Here is a 21,459-nt window from a genome sequence, read left to right as displayed (position 1 = left end):
TGATGTTCGCCGGTGAACCCGCGCCGACCGGGCCCGCCCGCCGCGGCGCGAAGCCGCCCGCCTTCCCCATCGCCCCGATCGACGACCCGGCTCTCCCGGAGGTCCTGGCCGAGCTAGCGGCGGCGCAGACGGACGAGATGGACGCCGGCACCGTCACCCGGATAGGCGTGGGCAGACTGATCACGGCGGTGGCACAACGCGCGGGCCCGGCACCCCCTTCCTTCCCGGCACCCCCCTCCTTGAAGGGCAGCGGGCCCGCACCTTTCCCTCAACCTGGAGCGCGCATGACAGTGGACGACCTGACAGATGCACCTCCCCCCGCCCTTGACTCCCCGATGCTGGGTGCGCCGTCGGCCCTCGGCGGCATATGGGCCGTCCGGCACGCGCAGAGCACCGCGAACGTCGCTTTCGCGACCGCGGTGCGGCCGCTGGGCGGACGGGACAGCGACGTCCCGCTCTCCGGGCGCGGCCGCAAGCAGGCGCGGGCGGCGGGCCGTTGGCTCGCCGGCGTCGCCGACGGACCGGACCTCGTTGTCTGCTCCCCCTATCTGCGGGCCCGGGAGATGGGCATCTTCGAGCTGCACCCGCCGGCCGCGATCCACGCACGCGCCCCCGAGGAGACCGCCCGCCGTGCCCTGCTGGGCGAATGGGCCTACCGGCCACCCGGCGGTGAAGCCCTGACCCACGTCGTACTGTGCGTGCGCGACCTCGTCGGCGAACTGGAACGTACAGCCACAGGACGGCGGGTGCTCGTCGTGGCCCACGACGCCGTCCCCCGATCGCCGCCCGCCGCCCTCAGGCCCAGGCGGGGATCCTCCACTGAGGGCCCGACGGTCACCGAAACCAACGATCTCGACCGCGCCTTGTTAACATCCTTACACCCTAGGTTTTAGTGAGGAAATTACAATGGTGCTTTCTAATCCAGAAATTAAACCTGCCGAGAGTCGTGCCAATTGGCGACTTGAGCCATTCAGGAAGATCGGTCCTCTCGAATTCGGGATGAGGCCGGAGATAGTAGCCTCGGCGCTATCGGAACAAAATGATTACTCAGGGGGGTGCAGCATTTTCTGGGATTCAGGGTTGACGGCCTACTTCGACGAGGGAGAACTAGCTTGTGTTGCCATCCACCCCTTCAATGGGCCGCATATAGCGGTGTCTGGGTTTCAAGTTACATGCCGCCTTCCCTCTGAAGTGGAGGGCTGGATTGATTCGGGAGGTCCTGGCGGGGACCTAAGGATTAACGCAAAGGGTGAACCTTGGTTTGACGAGTTCGGCCTACTGATTCGTGGAGAATCCGGGGGTGATTACGTTCGCACTCGGCCAGTCTTCGTCGGAAGAATATGGGAAGGTGATTTCGGGAATCCAGGAGAGGGGAGGATCCCGTTGGAAGAGTGGAATATGCACTGAGCCATTAACCCTCTGGGTGGCCACCGGTTTAGGGTGGCCACCCAGAGGATCTCTGCTTCTATGAGCTACCTACTTGTTTGCCTCTCCCCAGAGCTCAGGGAGCCCTCTAATTGTTCCGTCCTTCTCGCGCAGCCAAATCTTGAGACTAGATCCCTTCGGAAGGATTTGAGGTATCAGAACCTTGCATCCATACTTGTCTCTACAGACGTAATCCTGGTTAATTACGACTTCTGCGTGTTCTATTTTTTCGTTCCGCATGTAGGCTGCCAATTTGACTTCGGCATGATGCGAACTTCCGACCTGCTTTGCCCCCGTGTTCGCCATTCTTCTAATTGCGGCGTTAGGGGCATTCTTCAAGTAGCTCACGGCGTCAGCGTGAAGAGCACGCGAGAATGCGCTTATGTCGCTGCTCTCTGTGATAACATCCGTGATTCCGTCAGCGTCGGCACGCTTAAGCGGAGTCCCCCCCTTCCCAAAAAGCTTGCCGCTCGTTTCGTACTCTCCGTCCAGATCCACTAGGGCCTTAGCCACGTAATCCGGGCAAGAGGAATTATGGGTAAGGATCGGTGTCTTCCCTGCGAGCACGTAGAAGGTGTGCAGGTCGTCAACGGTGAGGTTGTACGTGCGGGCAAACTTGGCGAATGAGATGTTCTTGCGAACGGCGACGGTTTTCCCGTCGTATGTCCGTAGAGTCATCCCTGCTTTGAGGTCTGCTGCTTTTACCCAGTCTTTTTGAGACGGTGACCAGAAGGGATGCTCGTATGTGGCGGTGAGGGTTTCCTCACCGCTAGCGGTCTGAATGGTGAGGGTGTTAAAACGCTTGTCGTGATTGGAGACGATGAGGTTAGTGACCGCACGGGCGCCGGTGACTCCCGATATGGGGTCGGTAGCGGCTACCTGATCCCCTTCCTTGACAGACTCGATATTTTTCGTCGAGTTGTCTGCCATGAGGACCTTGGTCCCAGGGAGGAAGCACTGGATACATCCAGTCAGCTGTTCGTAGCGCGACCCCTTGAGCGCCTGCTTGAGCCCCTCTGCCCCCTTCTTGATGGCCTTGCCAGCCAGTTTGGCCAGCTTCCCCTGCGGGAGGAGTCCGGCCACTGCCATGGCGCATCCGCCGAAGCTGGGGTCCTTGATGCACGCGATGGCATCATTGACCCCGAAGAGTTCAAATACGCCCTCTTTGAGAAGTTTCAGGTCATCCAAGTCTGCGTTGATGGACTGGATTCTGTACTTGTCGGAACCCCGGGCGATTTCATACATGCACGGTGGGACGCTGTCGTGTGCGCCGTAATAGGGAGGGCAGGGAATCTTCTTCTTCTCAGCCTGCTCCTTCTTGAGTTTTTCAGCGGCTATGCGACGTGCTTCGGCCTCTTCGGCCTTGCGCTTCTTGACGACTTCGTTCCATGCCTGGCTGGCGAGTTCCTTGGCCTCGGAGGCACTCTTGTCGGCAAGCTCGGCCTTAACCTTGGCGTCGTCGGCTGCCTGGTTTGCCTTGTCGGCGGAGTCGCGTGCGTAGCTGGCGGAGAAGGCGGCCTGGGCCGCGGAGGCTTCGGCGTCGTCGGCGTCTTGCAGGGCGCGGTTGGCCGCGGCGCGGGCGGTGGTTGCGGACTTGGCAGCCTTGGCGGCGCTGGCGCTGGCCTTGTCGGCTGACTGCTTGGCGTCAGCGGCGAAGCCGTTGGCCTGCGTTTCGGCGGCCTTGGCGTCGCGTTCCGCGTCGAGTGCTTCCTGCTCCGCGCCCTTTGCGCGGGCGGCTGCCTTGGCCGCGGTCAGGCTGTTCTTGCGTGCCGTTGCAGCGACGGCATCAGCCCGCTGGAGCAGGCCTTGGACCTGGGCGATGTGTGTGTCGGCCAGTTGGTCCTTGCGGTCGGCTGTGTGCTGGCCGAGCTCGATGAAAGTGTGCAGGCGTTCTTCAGTGCCGAAGAGGGCCACCTTGGCGGCGGCTTTGACCTGGGGGCCGCCGTCGTTGAGGAGCTTGGTGGCGGCCACGCGTTCGTCGACGTTGCGGGCCCTGTGCTGCCCGTAGGTGAGGAAGGCCCTCATCGCTGCGGGTGTGCCGTCCCGGAGAGCGTTCTGGGCGGCCTCTTGAACGCTGGTGCCACCCTCGTTGATCATCTTCGTGACCAGGACGCGGTACTCGACGGCTGCGACCTGGTACTGGCCGGTGAGGTAGAAGTCCCGGATCTGTTCGGGGGTCCCCTCCAGCGCCTTCGCGGCACCCGTTCGCACTGCTTCGTAGGGGCTTTCGGCGATCAGGTCGGAGACCTGCTGGCGCACTTCCTCCTCGGTCGCTTCCTTCCACTCGCTGCGAAGGTAGTCCAGGACGCCCTCGTCGTCACCGGACAGGGCCCGCCTGGCGGCTTCCTGGCGCCAGGAACCGAAGTGCTTGAGCGCACGCACGGCCACCGCGCGGCCCCGGGGCGCCAGGGCTGCGGCGTCGGCATCCGGCTTGACGGCCTCCGCGCTCAGGGCTGCGGTGTCCTTGTCGATGGCCTGACCCTCAAGGACGGTGTTGGCCAGTTCCTTGGTGATCTCGTCGCGGGATTCCTTCTGGGTCCGGGCGATCTCGATGGCGGTGTTGGTCTGGGCTGTGAGTTCCTCGGCCTCGGTCGCCCGGGCGACCTCGTACACACTTTTAGCTGCCACGGCCGCGTTGGTGGCGACCGTCGCTGCGGCCTTTGCGGCGTTGGCGTGCTTGGTCGACTCGGCCGCCGCGGTGGATGTGTTGCCGGCCTGCCGTACCGCCTCATCGGCTGCGTCCCCGGCGTTGTCGGCGTGCGTGGCGGCAGAGTTGGCCAGATCGCGGGCCTGGCGGGCTGCGGTCGCTGACTTGCGTGCCAGCCCTTCGCTCGCGGTCGCGGCACGCTTGGCCTCGCCGGCGTGGCGGCGCGTCTGCGCGGCTGCGGTCTTCGCCTCACCGCTGTGGACTCCTGCGGCTACGGCGTATCCGTCCGCCTCGTCGGCGGCGCTCGCAGCGAGCAGGGCGTTGTCTCCGGCGCTGCCCGCCGCAGAAGCCGCCTCCGCGGACTTCAGCGAGGCGACCGCGGCCTTTTCCGCTGCCGCGGAGGCCTTCTTTGCCAACGCTGCCTCGGACTTGGCCCGCGCACCGGCCTGACGGGCCTCCTCGGCCTTGGTCGCGTCCTTGGCCGCAGCGTTGTAGGCGTTGCGGGCTTCTGTGGCGGCGTTGGCCGCGCCGACGGAGGCGGCGGCGGCCTGGGAAGCTGCCAGGGCAGCTACCCGGGCTGTGCGGTTGGCCGCATCGGCCGCGCCGACTGCTTCCAGGGATGCCTGGGCGGCAGCTGACGCCGCGTCGGCCGCCTGCTTCTGCTTGGTGCGGGCCTTGGCCGCGTCCTTGCCGGCGGCTTGCGCCTCCCGGGCTGCGTCCTGCGCGGCGTTCTTTGCCAGCGCCGAAGAAGCGACAGCCTTGTCCTTGGCCTCGATCGCGTTCTCGGTGGCGTCCTCTGCCTGCTGGCTGGCCTTCTCCGCCTGTGCAGTGAGCTGTGCGACAGACGCGTGCTCCTGATCACGGGCACGCGCTACGTGCTGACCGATCTCCAGGAACTCCGCGATGTCGTCCGGGGTCCCCCCAAGGGCCAGCCGCGCGGCCGCTTTCACATTGGTGCCGCCCGTGTTGAAGACCTTGAATACCTCAACACGGTTGTCCGACTGTTGCGCTGTGTACTGGCCCTTCTCCAAGAACTCGGCTACAGCTTCGGGGCCAGCGTTGAGAGCGGCAGTCGCCCCGTCCTTGACACCGTTGCCGGCCTTGTTGATGAGCTTGACAACCTCCACACGCTGATCGGCCTGAAGCGGCTGCTTCCACCCCTCTCGGAGGAAGCTCCGCAGAGTCTGCGGGTCGTTGACCCGCATGGCTTCGGTAGCGGCTGCGCGTACCGCAGGCCCGCCTGCGTTGATGATCTTCGCAGCCTGGATGCGGTCATCCACGCGGCGGATGCCATCGGCGTCCTTGAGGAACGCAATGATGTCGGCGTCAGTCCCCTTGAGGGCCGACTCCGCAGCCTCACGGATACCGCTGCCCCCGTCCATCCACAGGCTGACAGCGAAGCTGCGGTCGGCGTAGTCCTCGGTTCCAGGAGCCTCGTCCGCGAACGCGGGAGTGCCTCCCAGCAGCGTCGAAACCAGTGCTGTGCAGAGAGCCAAGGAACTGAATCCGTATGATACGGATCTCCCTCTACTCCGCTTTTGCCCCCCGAGGGAACGCGATTTGATTTTCATTTCTCTTTCCTCGTTCGTAGAACACCCGGCAGGTCGAGCCGAGGTGTCTAGGTCATTGCAAAAGAGGGGCGTGTCGACGGCACTCTGGCGGTCGGCACGCCCCGAAAAGGCAAACAGTCCGTGGACTGCGAGGTCTGACAGTGCTGCCGGTCACAGGCCCGAACGGTCAGGAGGCGTGTGTCGCACCACCCGCTCCTGGCGGGCGGATGGCACGTATGGCGTCAAGATCCGGTCTTCTGGAGCAATGCCAGTGCTTCGAGAGCGAACGTCAGACGATCTGTCGGACGTTGGCCCAGTTGAGGGTGCCGACCTTGGTGCTGGCGACGACGTCGCTCTTGCCGTTGCCCTTGTACAGGCGCATGCTGCCGTCGTTCCAGACGGCCATCAGGTCGGCGATGCCGTCACCGCTGAAGTCGCCCCCAGACACGAGGCGGACGGTTGTCCAGGTGCTGCCGCCGTACCCGACCGTGCTCTCCAGGACGCTGCCCTTGCCGTTGCCGTTGTAGATGTGCAGGGAGTTGTCGGTGCTCCAGACCGTGGCGAGGTCAGCGATGCCGTCGCCGTTGAAGTCGCCCGCGGTCATCTTGCCGATGCGCCACCAGCCGGCTTCGCCCATGGTGGGCTGGCCGTCCGCGAGCTGGCCCTTGCCGTCGCCCTTGTAGAAGTTCAGCTCGTTGTTGGAACGGATGCCCATCAGGTCGGCATTGCCGTCACCGTCGAAGTCGCCGGCAGCGATGTGCTTCACGCCGCCCCACGACGTACCGCCGTAGGTGATAGGCGTCTGCTCACCGAACTTGCCCGCTCCGTCACCCTTGTACAGGTGCAGGGTGCCGTCGGCCCAGATCGCCACCAGGTCGGCGATGCCGTCATTGGTGAAGTCGCCCTTGGCAAAGCGGGTCAGGCCCTTCCAACTGGTGCCGCCGAGCTGCGCGATGCGGTTGCCCGTCAAGCCGTTGGTCTTGTCGCCCGGGTAGACCTGGAGGGTGTCATCACCGACGACTGCGGCCAGGTCGGCGATGCCGTCGCTGGTGAGGTCGTCCTGGACGCGGAAGGTGGTCTTCTTCACCCATGCGCCGAGGTCGTCGGTGCGGGAGGCGACGGCGGAGGTACGGGTCTCTGCTTTGTCGGTGCCCAGGCAACCGCCCTGCCAGGATCGGCTGTTGACCCCGAGGAGCTCGGGCACACCGTCCTTGACGCGGAACGTGGGGCCGCCGGTGTCGCCCTTGCACAGCACGGACTTGCCGACACCCTTGAGGCCGAGCGCGACGCCGTCCGCGTAGTCCACGGTGAAGTCGCCGGTGTGGAGATAGTCGGGGACCCATTCGTCGTTGGTGCGGCCGAAGCCGGCGGCCTTGAGAGTCTCGCCCGCTACCGGAGGGGTGGAGCTGACCTTTACCGGCGCGATGCCCTGTACCCGCGTGGAGAGCTTGGCGAGGACGACATTGCGGTCCTCGCTCGTCGTGAGGTGCACGACTTCGCGTGTCTGCACGCCACTGCTCGCGAGATCGGAACCGCCCACGCGCACCGTCGTCTTGAGGGCGGGCTTGCCGTCTGTGAGGCCTCCGCCGGGGGTGGTGACAAAGCAGGTGCTGGCCGTGATGATCCACTGCGGATCCACGAGTGCTCCGGTGCAGCCCTGCTGGCCGCCGATGTCAACCTGGGCGGCGAAAGGGTAGGCCTTGGCCGCAGCGGGAGTGCCTTCGAGTGCGGTCGCCTGGACTGCGGCAAGCGGGATTGTCAGCGCGGCTATGAGACCGGCCGTCAAGGCGGTGCGGGTGTTTCTGCCGGACACGTTGTTCCTTCGATTCTTCTGAAAAGTTCGTGGGGGTGGTGGCAGGGGCGGTCAGGCCGCTGCCGGAGCGCGATGCTGGACGCAGGTCAGCCGGTGACGCGCAGTTCAACGAGGACTGAGCGCTTGCCCGTGTCGCCGGTCTCGCCCACTGGCGTCATGACCTCGGGCTCCCCCGGCTTCTGGGCGGGGAGGTTGACCACCGTGGTCTCCCCTTCGGCGGTCAGCTTGGCCTGTGCGGTGTGGTCCTTGTTCCAGATGCCGTACGTGTCCGGCACTTCCATCGTGAGGTAGCCGCGGTTTCCCTTGACGGTGAAGCAGGACTCCTTGAGCTGCGTGTTGATGCGGGATTCCACCTTCAGGTCGAAGCCGTTCGCGCAGTCGGTAAGGACGATGCGGCCGTCTCCGCGCTTCAGGGTGATCTTCTGCTCCGCCAGGATCTGCTCGGCGTTGGGATACGTGAAGTCTTCGATTGCGGGGGGCATCGGTACGTCGGCGCGAGCGCCCACGGCGTCTGGGACCGGCTTAGGGCCAGGTGCGGCCTGGGCCATCGTCAGCGTGGTCAGTGCGGCGAATGCCGCTGTCACTGCTACGGCACCGCCGTAGAGCATCTTGCGAGTACGGAGGAGAGGCACGAAACCACCAAAGGGCAGGAGAGATGTGCAGACTTTCTGCACATGTTATTCACGTGAGTAAAGCACATGTAAGTGCCATGTGAGTAGGCGTCAGTCGCCTGACCTGCGCAGCGAGTTGTCACGGACGAAGCGGTAAAGGTGGGTACCACGCGGGCATTTGCTGTAGGAAATAGTCGAAAGATATCCAAGAGGGTCCAGCTGATTGATCGTTCGCATATCGGACACATTTTTCGGCGTCTGAGATCAGTGCAAATGGGATGCATGTGTGAAAGGGGCATGAAAGGCCCCCGGGGTGCGCGGATGAAGGCACCTCTCGCACCTGCGGGGCATTGGGCATGCGGGTGAACTGCCAGGTTGCGGTGATGTGTACGCGGCTGCCGATGCTGCGCCCTGCCTGCTGGAGTGGGAGCTTTCCTACCCGAGGAGTGGGGCGGCGGTGAGGGCAGGCGTCGGCGGGCCGGGGCCCCGGACAGCGTTGGGCAGGGTTGAGCGCATACCCGTCGCCCGGAGATGCCCTTGTGCTTGACCCTCTCCCTATGCCTCACTATCTGTGATCACGCGAATACGGCCGATGCGGGGGGGGGCGGTGATGTCGTCGGGAACGGGTGGGGAGTACTGGGCGGACAAGGCGTTGCCCAGTGTGTTCAAGCATGATCTGTTGCGGCGGTATCTGCCGCAGTTTGGCGGGATGACGGGCACCCAGTCGCACGACAGTCGCGTCGTGTATCTGGATGGCTACGCAGGTGAAGGGCGGTACGAGAACGGAGAGCCCGCCTCGGGGGAAATCGCTCTGCGGGTGGCCTCGCACCTGCGGGCCAGGGCGGGGCTGACTCTGGAATGCTTCTTCTCCGAGGCGCAGGGGAAGTCCTACCACCGGCTGCACGAGGTGGTCCAGCAGTACCAGGCTCGAGGGGTGCGGGCCCATGCCCACCGCGGCGAGGTCGACGGCGTCCTGGACCAGGTTGTCGAGAGCGCCCTACGGGAGCCTTTGTTCCTGTTCCTGGACCCGTGCGGGCTCGTTCTGCCGCAGGAGCGCCTGGTGGAGGTCCTCGCACGCAAGCGCCCGCACAAGCGGCCTGCGACGGAGCTGCTGATGAACTTCAGCATGATGGCGGTGTGGCGCCTGGGCGGACACGTCCGCTCCCCGAAGGGGAACGAGAGGTCGCTGCAACGGTTCGACGATGTGTGCGGCGGCTCTTGGTGGCGGGAGTACTTCGCCGACGCGGTGGCCTCCCGCGGCCGCAACGGTGCGGCCGAAGACGCCATCGAGGCCGTGGCGGCCGAGTACGCCCGTCGGCTGGAACAGCGCACCGGGATGCTGGTGCAGTCGGTTCCGGTGTCGCATTCGCCGCGCCAGCGCGCCGTGTACCGGCTGGTGTTCGCGACCCGGAGCCAGTACGGACTGTGGGTGTTCGGTGATGCCGTCGCCCGGGCGAGGGCCGAGTGGTGGAAAGAGCTGGAGGACCGCGAAGAGGAAGCCCTGTTCTCCCTGGCTCCCGACCCAGAGGAAGTCGAGGCGAGGGCTTTGCCACAGATCGCCGCCAACCTGGAGAAACTGCTGGCCAGGACCCAGCGGCCGGTGAAACTGGTCGACCACACCCTGGAAATCTTCGGCTCGTTCTACGGACAGGTCACCGAAAAGGTGGCACGCCAGGCGGTGAAGGCCCTGAACGCCGAGGGCAAAACGCCCAGCAACGGAGTCGGCGTGAAGCGGATCCGGGAGATCACCGTGGCCCCCGGCTCCCTGCTTGCCTGAGATACCCGTGGCCGGGCCCTGCCTGCGGACCCGGCCACACGTGCGTCGCCCCTGCTGGTCAGACGGCGATCGGCAGCGGCATCTCGTCCCAGGTGCGGCCTTCGAGAAGTCGGCCGCCCGCCTTCGGGGTACGCCCGCCCCACTGCTTGAAGAAGAAAGCCACATCGGCTTCCTGGCAGGTGTCACGGATCGAAGTCACCCAAGCCTGGTCCAGCATCCGGTGGTTGGGCCCGGACTCACCGCCCGCGATCACCCAGTGCATGCCGTCCAGGTCGAGGCCGGGGAGCGGGCCCAGCAGCGGCTCACAGGACAGGAACCGGACGGCAGCAGGCACCTGGCGCAGGTCGTCGATACGCGGCAGCTCGGCCTGCGACTCGACAGAAACGCCCATCCAGAGGTTCGACGGCCAGTCCAGCTTCGGTGCGATCTGCCGCAGCCGCCGTGCCCGCTTGGTCAGGACTTGGTAGGTGTGCTGCGGGGTACGGGCCATGACTTCGAAGACCTGGCGAACGAAGTCCAGCGGCACACGGGCATGGAAAAGATCCGACATCGAGTTGACGAACACCACGCGCGGCGCCTTCCACCCGTACGGAACCTCAAGCGCATCCGGGTGGAGCGTCACATCGAACCCCGGCCCGGACGTACGTGGGTCCCCGTCCCTCTGATACTTCGCCGCGCCCATCGCCTTGAGCCGTTTCGCCAGCGCCAGGGCGTAACAGTTGTCGCAGCCGGACGAGACCCGGTCACACCCGGTGCTGGGGTTCCAGGTTGCCTCGGTCCACTCGATGGCGCTGCGGTCACTCACCGGTTTCCTCCTGCCATGCACGACTCCCGCACCGCCGCGATACCGCCGACGCGCTGTGCTGCCCAACGATGCCCGCCCACACAGGGAACCGGGCCCCGCAGCTCGATATTCGTAAGCTTCCAGTCACCTTTTGCCACAACAAAATTCGAACCTCCATTCGGAAATGTAATGGCCAAACCCGACACGGTCGACACCGGCACCCACCCCGCCGCCACAGGCCAGCACCTCTTCTTCCGCCGGCAACACCTACCTAAGGTGCTGCCTCCGGACGCCTGCGGCAGGGCAGGCCCCCCGTGGGCGGTCCGCATCTTCGCGGGCCCCGGCATCACTGAGCTGCCTTCAAAGAGGACCGGACTGCCTGGCGATGCGCTGCGATCGCACGGTGATACCCCTCAGGCGGCCTGCGGCGTTCCACCGCAACGGCAGGCACAGTCTGCTGCGGGCCCGGGGCGGTGGCCGATCGAACAGGGCCCGCCTTCGATGGCGCAGGAGCCAGGACGTGCAGGGTGCGGACGCTCGCGCCCTGCACCCGCTCGTTGGCCGATGCGATCAGCTTCAGGGCGCTCCAGCGCAGCTTCGTGCCGACGGCTGGGGCGTCGGGGACGACGTCCAGGCGGCCGGTGTCCGCGTCGAACGCCGTCGCCTGCACACGCCCGGCGAGCTCGGGGACGGCTGCGGCGAGGATGGCATCGAACTGGGCGAGGACGGATCCGCCGGCGGCCGGGGCAGCCATGGGCTGTCAGTGGTACCTGACATCCTCAGGAGTGGTCCGGTGGTGCCCATCTCCTGAAGCCGATGCTGCCGCCGGACCACACACGCCCAGCGGCTGTGGTCTGACCCGGGTTACCGGCTGGCCAACCCTTTTGATTCGCCCGGCGGGAAGGGGCTGCCGCAAATTACCGTCGTGCTGCAATCCCGCCATAGCAGAAAACGATGACTGATCGCCCCTACCCCTTCCCGCCGGACGAACCAGCGAATCAGACATTCCTTACTTAATCGAAACGCCCGATTTGCTTGGAGCGCTCCCACCTCGTGTCATCGATGGCAGGAGCATCCCGCCCGCATGATGATGCCGCACCCCCTTGACCATTTCTTCGTACAGATCCTCGGAACAATTCCTGTACGAATAAATAGACTGCACCCCACACCGAACTCGCCAGCGGGGGAAACCGCATGACCAACAAGAAGGCCCTGAAAGCACTCCTGAAAGCACGCAGGGAACGCATCGACCCCGAAACTATGGGGTTCATGCACATCGCCAAACGCCAGGGTCAGCGCGCCCGTGGCCTCTCCCAGTCCCAGGTCGACCGGCTCATCAACCGCGCCGACGGCGTCTACCACCGCCTCGAGACCGGCACTTAGACGGTGTCCTATGTGGGGGTGCTGGGTATCCCTGTTCAACATGGGTCAGGGAACGTGGAGTTGGATTGTCCCGGACGGGCTGTGGGAGATCGCGAAGCCCCTCACCCCGGCATCGAAAGTGCGGCCGCAAGGCGGCGGCACACAGGACACACCTGATGAGACGCTGTTCGTGGCGATCATCTACGTGCTGGTCAGCGGCTGTTCTTGGCGGGCCTTGCCACCATGTTTCGGGGTTTCGAAGTCCACGGTGCACCGCCGCTTCATGATCTGGTCGAGAGCCGGCGTCTGGGGCCGACTTCACGAAACGGTGGTGCACCGTCTCGACGATGCCGGCCTCATCGATGTCTCCCGTGTGGTGCTGGACTCCGCGCACGTGCGGGCTAAAAAGGGGGCGAACACACAGGTCCGAGCCCCGTGGACCGGGGCAAGCCGGGTTCCAAGATGCACGTCTTGTCGGACGCGAACGGACTGCCCCTGGTCGTCGGCCTCTCCGCCGCGAACGTCCACGACAGCCTCGCCCTGAAGCCCATGGTCGCCGGCCACCAAACGCGACACGACCCCCACCGGGGCCGCTACTTCAAGCCCCAGCGACTGCATGCGGACAAAGCCTATGACGTGCCCCACCTGCGTAATTGGTTATGGGGCAAGCACATCGGCGTCCGCATCGCCCGGAAGGGCATCGAGTCCAGCGAACGACTCGGCCGTCGCAGGTGGGTTATCGAGCGGACCATGTCGTGGCTGACCGGCTACCGCCGGCTCAGCCCACGCTACGAACGCCAACCCGCCAACTACCTGGCCTTTCTCGGCCTCGCCGCAGCCCTCTGCTGCTACAAGCGACTCGTCCGACTCACCACATAGGACACCGTCTTACACCAACCCGCCCTTCGACCTCCTCGCCGACGTCGCCCGCCTGTACCGCCTCGACGAACAGGAATGGGTCTCGCTGTGCCGATACGCCCGCGCCTCCGACCCGCCCGCACCCCTCTACCCCCGCTCCGGCAAGGAGGTGCCAGGCGCCTGGCAGGACGCCGTCGACGGGATCTCCCACATGGCGTACGTCACCGACTGCTCCTGGCAACTCGCCGCCCACAACACCGCGTTCGCCACCCTCTTCCCGGGCGGGACACCCCCCGAAAACACACTACGGTGGATGCTCCTGGACCCCGACGCCCGTAAAACCCTCGGGAATTGGGCCACCGACTGGGCGCCCTTCGTCCTGCCCCAGCTGCGGACCGCCCTCGCCGCACGCCCCAACGACACCGTGCTGCGCGACATCGAAACCGACGTCATGGCCGACCCTCGCACCGGCCCCCTCTACGAGCAGGACGTCGCCTACATCCACCCCGACGGCGACATCCGCCCCGTCAACCACCCCGAGCACGGACCCGGCTGGGTCACCATGTGCGCCGCCCAGCCCATGTCCGCCCCCGGAGCCCGCCTCATCGTGCTGATATTCCAGCCGGGATCCGAGCACGGCGGCCGCACCCCCATGCTCCGCGCCTAATACTCCCGGCCCAGGGGCCGGCGCCCGGCCCCCGCGGCCCGGCCCCCACCAGCAAGAAACAGCCAGCCTCCCGGCTCCCCGCCCACCCCCGCACCGGCGGTCAGACGGCCGACCAGGCAATCTCTTTCCCCATCAGGAAATATTGGCCAACTCTCACGTAAGTTGTGGCCACCCCCACGGTGCCCCCAACCTCAACCCAGTGGGAGCAGACCATGACCGGCACCTCCATCAGCCGCCCCGCCGTCGTCCTGGCTGACCACCAGGTCACCACAGAGCACCTGCTCAAGGACCTCCAACGACGCCACCACGACCACCCGCGTCTCGGCGCGTTCCTCCGCGTCGTCACGAACTGCGGCGTCCGCACCCGCTACCTGACCCGCCCCCTCAACGACCACAGCCTCAGCACCGACGCCACCGTCACCGAACGCACCACCACCGCCTTCAACGACGCCCTGGCCATGGGCGAACGAGCCGCCCGGCAGGTCCTCGACGACCACCACCTCACCCCCGCCGATGTGGACGCCGTCATCACCAGCCACACCACCAGCTGGGGCATCCCCAACATGGACGTCCACCTCACCAACAACCTGCGCCTGCGCCCTGACGTCCGCCACCTCGCCCTGACCACCCTCGCCTGCGCCGGCGGTGCCCAAGCCCTCATACGGGCCACCGACATGGTTACCGCCCGCCCCGGCACCACCGTTCTCGTCGTCATCACCGAAGCGATATCCAGCGTCTGCACCAACCCCCACGACACATCCATCGAAGCGATCATCTATCGGGCCCTGTTCGGGGATTCCGCAGGCGCCGTTCTCGTCACCAGCGACCCGCTCGGCCCCGGCCTGCGCGTGGACGACACCTGGGAGTACACCCTCCCCGCCTCCACCGACCGCTACTACGGGCGCCTCGACCACACCGGCCTGCACTTCGACTCTACGAAAGCCGCAGCGAAAGCCGCCGGCGACGTCCTCCCCCACCTCCTGGACTGGCTCGACCCCCAAGAGGTTCTGGATTTCGCGGTGATTCACCCCGGCAGCCCCCGCATCATCACCGACGTCGCCACCGGTCTCGGCCTCGACCACAACGATGCCCACCACTCCCACGCCTCGCTCGCCGAGAACGGCAACCTCGGCGGCATCGCCGTCCTCGACGTCCTGCGCCGCACCCACGACAATCCCCCCGCCGACGGATCGACGGGGGCCATAGCCGCGTTCGGGCCTGGGTTCTGCACCGCCGCCCTGCGCGGGATCTGGGCGGAGTGAAAAGTGACAGAAGCTCTTCTCTGCTCAACCTGCTTGTCAGTAATCCCCATTAGATTCCAGGCATGACAGGGCCACATATCCCAGGGTGGGATGACCAACCGGAAGAGCACGACTGCAGATTCTGCACGCTGCCAATCGATGCAGAGGGAGGCTCCGCTACTGCACACCGCATGTGCTCAGCAGCAGATCTTCGAGCCAGGGCCTACGGACTGACGCTCTGGCAGATCAACGCGATCCTCCGTGTGCAGCAGGACGGGTGCGCGATCTGCACAGACGGCCCAGGAGATCACGCCCCTGAAAGCCACACGTATTGGCAAATTAACCACGATCATGCCTGTTGTTCCGGCTGCCCGAAGTGCGTGCGCGGGCTCCTCTGCCTGCCCTGCAATACCCGCGGGGTCGCCTGGTACAAGAGCATAGGCTCGGCACAGCAGGACTGGCCTCGCATGAACGCCTATCTGACAGATCCCCCAGCTCGTCGACCAGAGGCAGCCGTCCGGCAGATCGACATGAACCGCGTGCGCGGAAGGGAATCGATTCCTATCGACGACATCGTCGAGACGTTCTTCAACAGGTACCACTCGCCCTGCCCGACCCTTACGCTTGACGAGTTCGGTGCCGACCGTGACAGCATCCGCCGTCTCGCCGCGAGCGTAGAGCGCCAGAACGGTGTAGTAGATCAGTTCGTGCACTGGACGGTAGGAGTCGTCGCCCACAAGAACTTCGACGACGTCGGAGATGTCGTCTACCGAGCGCAGCATCGCACGCAGCAGGGTCTTCTCCGCTGCCAGGTCGTGAGGGGGCTGCCCCGCCTGTAGGTCGTCCTCAGCCACGGGGCTTCTCCACACGTCAGCCCAGGGCCGGGGTGCCTCTGTGTGCACCGCAGGTCAGCGTAGCGACTGGGGGGCGCAGCGGTAGGTCGGCCGGGCCGTCGCCGCGTACAGGTGCCTCCTGGCTCGCGACGGCGACGACGTCATGGTCACCGACGAACTCACCACCGATGACCACCCGAGCGGGTCTAGGGGATCATCACGCAGTGGTTCTCGATGAACCGGCCGCCGCGGTCGAGGCCGCCGCAGACGGCGAGCCTCGGATACGCCCTGATCTCCCGGTTGACGACGAACCTCCACCGCGAGACGTTCGCCCTGCTCCCCCGGTAGTCGCCGACGAACGCACGCAGCGTCCCCGGCAGGCCGTCCCTCGTGGTGACGGTGATGTCCTGGACGTAGTCACGGCCCTGGTACGCGGTGGCGACGCAGATGTAGGTGCCGCAGGTGGACTTCACTTCGGCGCTCGCGGGCGCCGCGGCCGCCAGCAGCAGGCCGCCAACGGCCGTGAGCGCGGCCGCGACCCGGGCGACGCGCTGTCGTGTCCTTCGTACTCCGGTCATGGGTCCCTCCTCGTTCGCCTGCGCCGCCGCGCCCCGCCGTCACGGGGCCCCGGCCCGTACGTCACGGTCCGCTCCAGGCAGTCGGCCGCCGCCTCGGCCGGAGCCGCCGCTTCCACCCCGTCCGCCCGAGAGCGCCCTGCGCGGCTTCGTGCCCGCCCGCTCGGCGACGTACCGGACAGCGCGCCCCGGTCTCCGGCAGCAGCCGCCGGGCAGGGTCGGGAGCGGGCCCGCGCGGTCCTGGCCCCCGCGTCCGATGTCGTGGCTCCGGCAAGCGGGCGGTGGTCGGCAGTACACCACCAACCGGGCAGGATGCCAACCGGTACGACGACCCCGGCCGAAGCCACAGGGCACTGATTCACCCGAACGGGTGAGGACGCCGACGGTCGGCTCAGGCTTGCCCGTCCGGACGCCGACTCCCACGGCGGTCGGGCGCGGCGGGGACCGTCGTAGGGGAACAGAGCGGACCGGTCTGCCCCTGTCCGTCGTAATCTCGGGCGCGAACCTGCATGACAGCCAGGCCCTGGAGCTCCTCGTCCGCGGGATACCGCCCATCCGGTCGCGCCGCGGCCGCCGACGGCGCAAGCCTGACAAGCTCTACGCGGACACGGCCAAGTACCAGCCCGAAACCCGCGACCCTGACGGGGAAGGCCGCGACGAGGTCGGCCTGGAAGTACGTCGGAATTCCGTGCGTCCAGGCGCACGGCAGAAGCACACTGGATGCGGGCCTGATCGATCGGGGCCGGCGCATCGTCTGGCACGACAGGCGGCTCGAGGAACGCCCAGCAGGACAGCTCCCGCATCGCGGCGGTCTGCCGCTCCGCCGCTGCCGCGATGTTCGGGTCCCCCCGGGAGAGCGGCGCGGCCTGGCGGTACGCCTCGACCGCGCGCCGGTATCCGCCCGGCGGCGGTTGGCGCTCCACCGGGACGGCGGACATGGCCGGGACCGGGGTGAGGGCCGTCGAGGTAGAGCCGGTCTTCACGGGCGCGGGCACCAGGACGTGCAGGGCGCGGGCGTTCGCGCCCTGCACCCGCTCGTTGACCGTCGCGACGAACCTGCAGGTGCGGGTCACCTCCGCTCGCGCGGAGAGGACCCAAACCTGCCCGCGCACGTCACCGCCGTCGCCGGGTTACCTCCGCTCGCGCGGAGAGGACAGCTTGAACGCCCTCGTGCTCGCGCTGCTGGTCGGGTTACCTCCGCTCGCGCGGAGAGGACCTCGCCGTGGACGACATCGTCGTCGCGGAAGGCGGGTTACCTCCGCTCGCGCGGAGAGGACCCTTTGCGACCTGGTCTTTCAGGAGGGGTTTGCTGTTTCTTTGCTTTCTTGCTGGAAGGCGATGAGGGTGAGCCCGTCGAAGTCGATGGGATGGCGGCGGCGGGTTCCTGCGGTGCGGAGTTGGAAGCCTTGTTCGTTATCGCTGGGGTAGGCGAGGACGGCCATGCCGTCCTGGGTGCAGGCGGCTACGGAGGCCCAGAGTTCATCGCGGACGCGGGCGGAGACGGTGCCAATGTAGAGGGTGGGAGTGACTTCGAGAAGCCAGCGGGTGAGAGCGCCGCGGAGGTGGTCGGGGACGGCGGTGGCGGAGAGGACGATCATTGAGGCCATGGCGGCGGGGATCCTCGTCGAGGGGTGTTCAGGGGTGGGTGGCGTGGTTGGTGCCGCCAGGGATAGTGCCTGTGACGGGGTCCCAGAGGTCGACGAGTTGCTCTTCGGGGTCGGGAGTGTCGCGTGGGGTGGTGGGGTCGAGGAGCGTTTGGATGTCGGTCACGATGCGAGGGAGGAGGGCGAAGAGGCGCAGGCCGTCGCGGAAGGAGCGCCGGGCTTCCGCTTCGGGGTCGGTGGAGGCGTGGAGGGAGAACGCCAGGGGGATGGTGAGTTCGGCTTTGTACAGGTCGGCGATGTCGTAGACGAAGGCCTGCTGGTTGCCGCTGTGGACGTAGCCGAGGGCGGGGAAGCAGCCCAGGGCGAGGATCGCTGCGTGGACGATTCCGTAGAGGCAGGTGTTGGCTGAGGAGAGGGCGAGGTTGACGGGGTCCTGGGTGTCCCAGGAGGCGGGGTCGTAGGTGCGGCGGAAGCGGCCGATCTTGTATTGCTGGGCGAGCAGCCGGTAGTGGGCTTTGATGCGCTGGCCTTCCAAACCGCGGAGTTGGGTGAGGTTGGTGCCCTTGGGGACGGTGCCAGTACCGAAGCGTTTTTCGTACATCGCGGTGGCGATGGCGAGGCGCTGGGTGTCGTCGGTCCAGGCCCGCGTCTGGCGTTCGAGCCAGGTGGTGGAGAGAGAGTCGGGGAGGGCGGCGGCGTAGCAACGGACGCCGCCGGAGCCGGTGATCAGGACGGTGGTGTTGTGGCGGGCGAAGGTGGCCAGGGCGCGGGCGGTGATGGAGGTGCCGGGGCCCAGCAGGACGCAACTGAGGGCAGCGGTGGGGAGGTAGACGGTCTCGGTGCCGCGGCGTTCGCTAGTGACTTCGGCGCAGACGCCGGTGTCGTCCTGGTGGATGCGGACGATGTCGAGGTAGAGGAAGGACAGGGAGTCGGCGATGCGCGGGAGCATCGCGACGGTGGGGGCGGCGAGTCGGCGCCGTGCGTTGCTGCTCTGGCGCGGGGAGGGGCTCATGCGGCGTTGGTACGGGCGGGGGCGAGGCTGAGGAGGCCGCAGCCGTAGGCCTTGCCGCGGCCGATGCCGGTGGTGAGGGCGGTGCGGAGTTTGTCGGGGTCGGTGATGGTGGCGGTGCCGTCGAACTGGGTGCGGGCGTGGCGTACGCGTTGTTCGGTGCCGGAGCCGCGCTGGCCGCGTAGGGCGGTGGCGGCGTCCAGGGGCTGGGAGTGGAGGGTGAGGGGGGTGAGGCCGGCGTTTTCGGCTTGGCGCAGCCACCATTGGTCGGCGTGGGTGCCGCTGAGGGGAACGACGGCGGGGAGATTGTAGAGGGCGCGGGTGGTGGCGCCGGGTTTACGGACGGCGCTGGCCGTGCACCGGTAGTTGACGGTGCGCCCCTTCTGGAGGGCGGCCAGGAGGGTGTCGAGGGGGCGGCTCTGGTGGGTGCCGTAGCCGTCGGGCAGACCGGTGAGGTCGGGCTGGTGGGTGCTCTGGAGGAGGATGTGGACGCCGGTGGGGGTGGTTTCGGTGCGGTGCAGGACGTTGTAGCGGGCGCGGGGGTCGGGCCCGGCGTGGTCGGGGAAGAACGACATGAGCTGGCGGTGCATGCTCTGGGCGTTGCCGAGGTCGCGGCGTGCCGTCTTTGACCGCAGGTCGGGGACGATGCGGGTGAGCCACACGGTCATGGACGGCTCCGTTCCGGGGAGTTCAGGCGCGTGGTGAGGTAGGTGTGCAGGGCGGTCAGCTGGTGGGTGCCGAGGCCCTCGTACTGGGTGGCGGGCAGGGTGAGGGTGCGCCGGTACAGGGGGCGGGTGCGGTAGGTGCGCCGGGCGGGGTGGAAGGACTGCGGCTGGTCATTGATCTGGCCGGCGGGGTGGTTGCCGTCCGGGCCGTGCGCAGCATCCCACCCGGGGGGGACGGGGAGGCGGTCGAGGGGGCGGTCGCCGATGAACTCGATGCCTCGGGCGAGCTGCGTGCTGCTGTGCGGCTTGGGGGCGGCGAGAGGGAGGTGAAGGAGGTGGTGCAGGGCGTCGTCGCATGCCCCCAGGAGGAGGGGGCCTTCGGGCGGGCAGGCGCGCCGTCCCAGGAAGAGCGGCCACCGGGGGGTGCGCAGTGCCTGCTCCCATTCGGCGAGCTGGTCCGTGTGGGCGTCGTCGGTGGTGAGGGCGACGGTGAAGGCGGCGTCGGCGAGGTAGGTGCGGTGGGTGAGGAGGGTGGCGGTGTTACCGGTCCGCTTCTTGCCCTCGGCGGTGGTGACGGTCTGCTTGCCGGTCAGGCCGCCGCCGACGGTGTGCAGGTCGCGCAGCGGCACGCCGGGCCGGTCGGTGCGTACGGTCAGCGACAGGTGGGTCAGGTCGTCAAGGGGCTCGTCGCGGCGGCGGCCCAGGGCGGCGGCGAGCATGCCGATCAGGCCGGAGCGGGTGGGGAAGGGGGCGGTGTCGCGTTCATTGAAGTGGCTGTGCTGGCCCCAGGACTGCAACGGCCCCGTCAGCCGCAGCAGTAGGCCTGCCTCTGGTGTCGCGATGGCGGGGTTCATGCGGCGGCCTCGGACGGGCGGTGGGCGGCGTCCAGCGCGGCACCGATCAGGGCGTCGAAGGAGGCGTGCCGCTCGCCGAGCCCGGTCAGCTTCTCGGTGTCCAGGCCGGCCCAGCCGGAGGACAGCACATGCGTGGTGCCGAGCAGCGTGTGGGCAGCCTCGGCGTAACCGGCCAGGACGGTACGGGAGGCGGCGGCGAACCCGCCGGTGAGGGCGGCAGCGACGGGGCTTTCGAAGGCGGCGGCGTACGACAGCGGGCGGTCACTGCGCACGGAAAGGTGCACCAGGTCGGGGATGGTGTGCGGGGCGGTGGAGTTCTTCTTGGCCTGCGGCAGGGACAGGATGAACGCCCGCAGGAACGCCCCGGTCAGTTCGCGGGCGGCCTGGGGGTCGTCGCCGATGTTCTTGGTGAGGTCGCGCAGGTCGATGGTGGCGTACCGGTAGAAGGTGCCCGCGCTGAACTCGGCGTTGCCCATGTGCCCGCTGCCGCTGGAATCCCCCCAGGCAGCGGTGACGTCGTCCACCGCGCTGAAGTAGTCCAGCTCTACGTCGGTCTCGTGCGTGGTCAGGGCGTGCGCGACCTGGACGGCGCCGTCGACCCCGGCGGTGTCGACCTCGGCGAGCATCCGGCCGAAGACGTTGATGACGTCGTTGCGCGAGCGCAGGACCGCATCGACCCGGTCCTTGGGAAGGACGCTCTTGTCGTTCGCCTTCTTGATGTCCTTGGCCTTCTCCAGCTCCGTCCGGAACTCCTCGGCGAGGTCCGCGAGTTCACCGACCGCGGTTTCGGGGACATACACCATGGCGTTGGTGAGGACCTTGTTGACGGCCTTGTCGGACAGCTCGAACTTGATGCTGCTGGCCGCTGCCGTGTGCCCGCCGGCCCGCTCGGCCAGATCCTGCGGCCAGCCGCGCTCACCGGCCAGCAGGCGGGTGACGCGCTCGCCGATGCGGCGTGTGCGCAGGGCCGTCTGCCCGATCTGGTCCTCGAAGCTGGCACGCACGGCGCGCTTCCAGGACTGGCTGCTGACCCGGGTGCGCAGGGTGTTGCCGTACTGCACGGTCTTGACGGAGTTCGTGTCGTCGCGGTTCAGGTTGGCGAAGGGGACGGACTGCAGGACGTGGATGTCGATGAAGCGGGCGGGTGCGGACATGAGGGTCTCAACTCTCCGTGTGCGAAAGGG

The 21,459-nt window shown here is 67.1% G+C and carries 17 protein-coding genes and 3 pseudogenes; 8 read left to right on the top strand and 12 right to left on the bottom strand.

The features are described from left to right. The first annotated feature begins 335 nt into the window (after window positions 1–335). Window positions 336–893: a histidine phosphatase family protein gene (locus tag ACZ56L_RS35240; RefSeq protein ID WP_471069283.1), complete on the top strand. Its 558-nt coding sequence runs from the start codon at window positions 336–338 to the stop codon at window positions 891–893. A 583-nt stretch (window positions 894–1,476) separates the two neighbouring features. On the opposite strand, the gene ACZ56L_RS35235 is transcribed toward ACZ56L_RS35240, so the two are convergent. From ACZ56L_RS35235 to ACZ56L_RS35225, 3 genes are all read right to left on the bottom strand, one after another. Beyond that, window positions 1,477–5,568 (bottom strand): polymorphic toxin-type HINT domain-containing protein, encoded by a 4,092-nt coding sequence (locus ACZ56L_RS35235; protein ID WP_471069259.1) that lies wholly within the window; start codon window positions 5,566–5,568, stop codon window positions 1,477–1,479. Between the two features lie 343 nt (window positions 5,569–5,911). Then, entirely contained in the window at window positions 5,912–7,435 is a 1,524-nt protein-coding gene (locus ACZ56L_RS35230) for an FG-GAP-like repeat-containing protein (protein ID WP_471069257.1), read from the bottom strand. An 86-nt stretch (window positions 7,436–7,521) separates the two neighbouring features. Further along, window positions 7,522–7,917 carry a hypothetical protein gene (locus ACZ56L_RS35225; RefSeq protein ID WP_471069255.1) on the bottom strand — a complete coding sequence of 132 codons (396 nt, stop codon included), beginning with the start codon at window positions 7,915–7,917 and terminating at the stop codon, window positions 7,522–7,524. A 790-nt stretch (window positions 7,918–8,707) separates the two neighbouring features. Between ACZ56L_RS35225 and tcmP the strand changes: the two genes are divergently transcribed. Then, complete coding sequence (gene tcmP / locus ACZ56L_RS35220) at window positions 8,708–9,823, top strand: three-Cys-motif partner protein TcmP (protein ID WP_471069253.1); 1,116 nt, start codon at window positions 8,708–8,710, stop codon at window positions 9,821–9,823. Between the two features lie 58 nt (window positions 9,824–9,881). Here tcmP and ACZ56L_RS35215 read toward each other — a convergent pair whose 3' ends face one another. Together ACZ56L_RS35215 and ACZ56L_RS35210 are read right to left on the bottom strand one after the other, a co-directional pair. Next, a complete protein-coding gene (locus tag ACZ56L_RS35215) occupies window positions 9,882–10,628 on the bottom strand; it encodes a DUF5131 family protein (RefSeq protein ID WP_471069251.1) in 747 nt (248 codons plus the stop codon). Window positions 10,629–10,953: 325 nt separating this feature from the next. Then, window positions 10,954–11,361, bottom strand: a complete 408-nt coding sequence (locus ACZ56L_RS35210) for a hypothetical protein (RefSeq protein WP_471069249.1) — start codon at window positions 11,359–11,361, stop codon at window positions 10,954–10,956. Window positions 11,362–11,801: 440 nt separating this feature from the next. Here ACZ56L_RS35210 and ACZ56L_RS35205 point away from each other — a divergent pair, with 440 nt between their 5' ends. From ACZ56L_RS35205 to ACZ56L_RS35185, 5 genes and pseudogenes are all read left to right on the top strand, one after another. After that, on the top strand, window positions 11,802–11,990 hold the full coding sequence (locus ACZ56L_RS35205) for a hypothetical protein (protein ID WP_471069247.1): 189 nt from the start codon (window positions 11,802–11,804) through the stop codon (window positions 11,988–11,990). A gap of 40 nt (window positions 11,991–12,030) precedes the next feature. Further along, window positions 12,031–12,848, top strand: a protein-coding gene (locus tag ACZ56L_RS35200; RefSeq protein WP_471069245.1) for an IS5 family transposase whose coding sequence is annotated in 2 segments (ribosomal slippage) — window positions 12,031–12,373 and window positions 12,373–12,848 — 819 coding nt in all. Because the reading frame shifts where the segments join, the coding sequence is not laid out codon by codon here. 148 nt (window positions 12,849–12,996) lie between these two features. After that, entirely contained in the window at window positions 12,997–13,494 is a 498-nt protein-coding gene (locus ACZ56L_RS35195; RefSeq protein ID WP_471069243.1) for an MmyB family transcriptional regulator, read from the top strand. A gap of 212 nt (window positions 13,495–13,706) precedes the next feature. After that, window positions 13,707–14,756 (top strand): PhlD, encoded by a 1,050-nt coding sequence (locus ACZ56L_RS35190; protein WP_471069241.1) that lies wholly within the window; start codon window positions 13,707–13,709, stop codon window positions 14,754–14,756. 62 nt (window positions 14,757–14,818) lie between these two features. Next, a pseudogene (locus ACZ56L_RS35185) lies at window positions 14,819–15,094 on the top strand (hypothetical protein); the annotation flags it as partial. Between the two features lie 264 nt (window positions 15,095–15,358). Here the strand turns inward: ACZ56L_RS35185 and ACZ56L_RS35180 are convergent. Both ACZ56L_RS35180 and ACZ56L_RS35175 read right to left on the bottom strand, forming a co-directional pair. Further along, window positions 15,359–15,589, bottom strand: a pseudogene (locus ACZ56L_RS35180) (DnaB-like helicase N-terminal domain-containing protein); the annotation flags it as partial. Window positions 15,590–15,774: 185 nt separating this feature from the next. Next, on the bottom strand, window positions 15,775–16,146 hold the full coding sequence (locus tag ACZ56L_RS35175; protein WP_471069239.1) for a hypothetical protein: 372 nt from the start codon (window positions 16,144–16,146) through the stop codon (window positions 15,775–15,777). 409 nt (window positions 16,147–16,555) lie between these two features. Between ACZ56L_RS35175 and ACZ56L_RS35170 the strand changes: the two are divergent. After that, a pseudogene (locus ACZ56L_RS35170) lies at window positions 16,556–16,750 on the top strand (IS5/IS1182 family transposase); the annotation flags it as partial. A gap of 688 nt (window positions 16,751–17,438) precedes the next feature. Here the strand turns inward: ACZ56L_RS35170 and cas2e are convergent. Genes cas2e through cas7e form a run of 5 tightly spaced genes read right to left on the bottom strand, consistent with a single transcriptional unit; the run spans window position 17,439 to window position 21,429 of the window. After that, window positions 17,439–17,750, bottom strand: a complete 312-nt coding sequence (cas2e, locus tag ACZ56L_RS35165) for a type I-E CRISPR-associated endoribonuclease Cas2e (RefSeq protein WP_471069237.1) — start codon at window positions 17,748–17,750, stop codon at window positions 17,439–17,441. Window positions 17,751–17,778: 28 nt separating this feature from the next. Next, a complete protein-coding gene (cas1e, locus tag ACZ56L_RS35160; protein ID WP_471069281.1) occupies window positions 17,779–18,696 on the bottom strand; it encodes a type I-E CRISPR-associated endonuclease Cas1e in 918 nt (305 codons plus the stop codon). 59 nt (window positions 18,697–18,755) lie between these two features. Then, entirely contained in the window at window positions 18,756–19,424 is a 669-nt protein-coding gene (cas6e, locus tag ACZ56L_RS35155) for a type I-E CRISPR-associated protein Cas6/Cse3/CasE (protein ID WP_471069235.1), read from the bottom strand. Continuing rightward, window positions 19,421–20,275 carry a type I-E CRISPR-associated protein Cas5/CasD gene (gene cas5e, locus ACZ56L_RS35150; protein ID WP_471069232.1) on the bottom strand — a complete coding sequence of 285 codons (855 nt, stop codon included), beginning with the start codon at window positions 20,273–20,275 and terminating at the stop codon, window positions 19,421–19,423. The genes cas6e and cas5e overlap by 4 nt, the downstream gene beginning before the upstream one ends. Further along, window positions 20,272–21,429 (bottom strand): type I-E CRISPR-associated protein Cas7/Cse4/CasC, encoded by a 1,158-nt coding sequence (gene cas7e / locus ACZ56L_RS35145; RefSeq protein ID WP_471069230.1) that lies wholly within the window; start codon window positions 21,427–21,429, stop codon window positions 20,272–20,274. The genes cas5e and cas7e overlap by 4 nt, the downstream gene beginning before the upstream one ends. Window positions 21,430–21,459 lie beyond the last annotated feature (30 nt).

The organism is Streptomyces sp. NPDC039736, from assembly GCF_055596485.1.
This window is presented reverse-complemented; position numbering and strand designations above follow the sequence as displayed.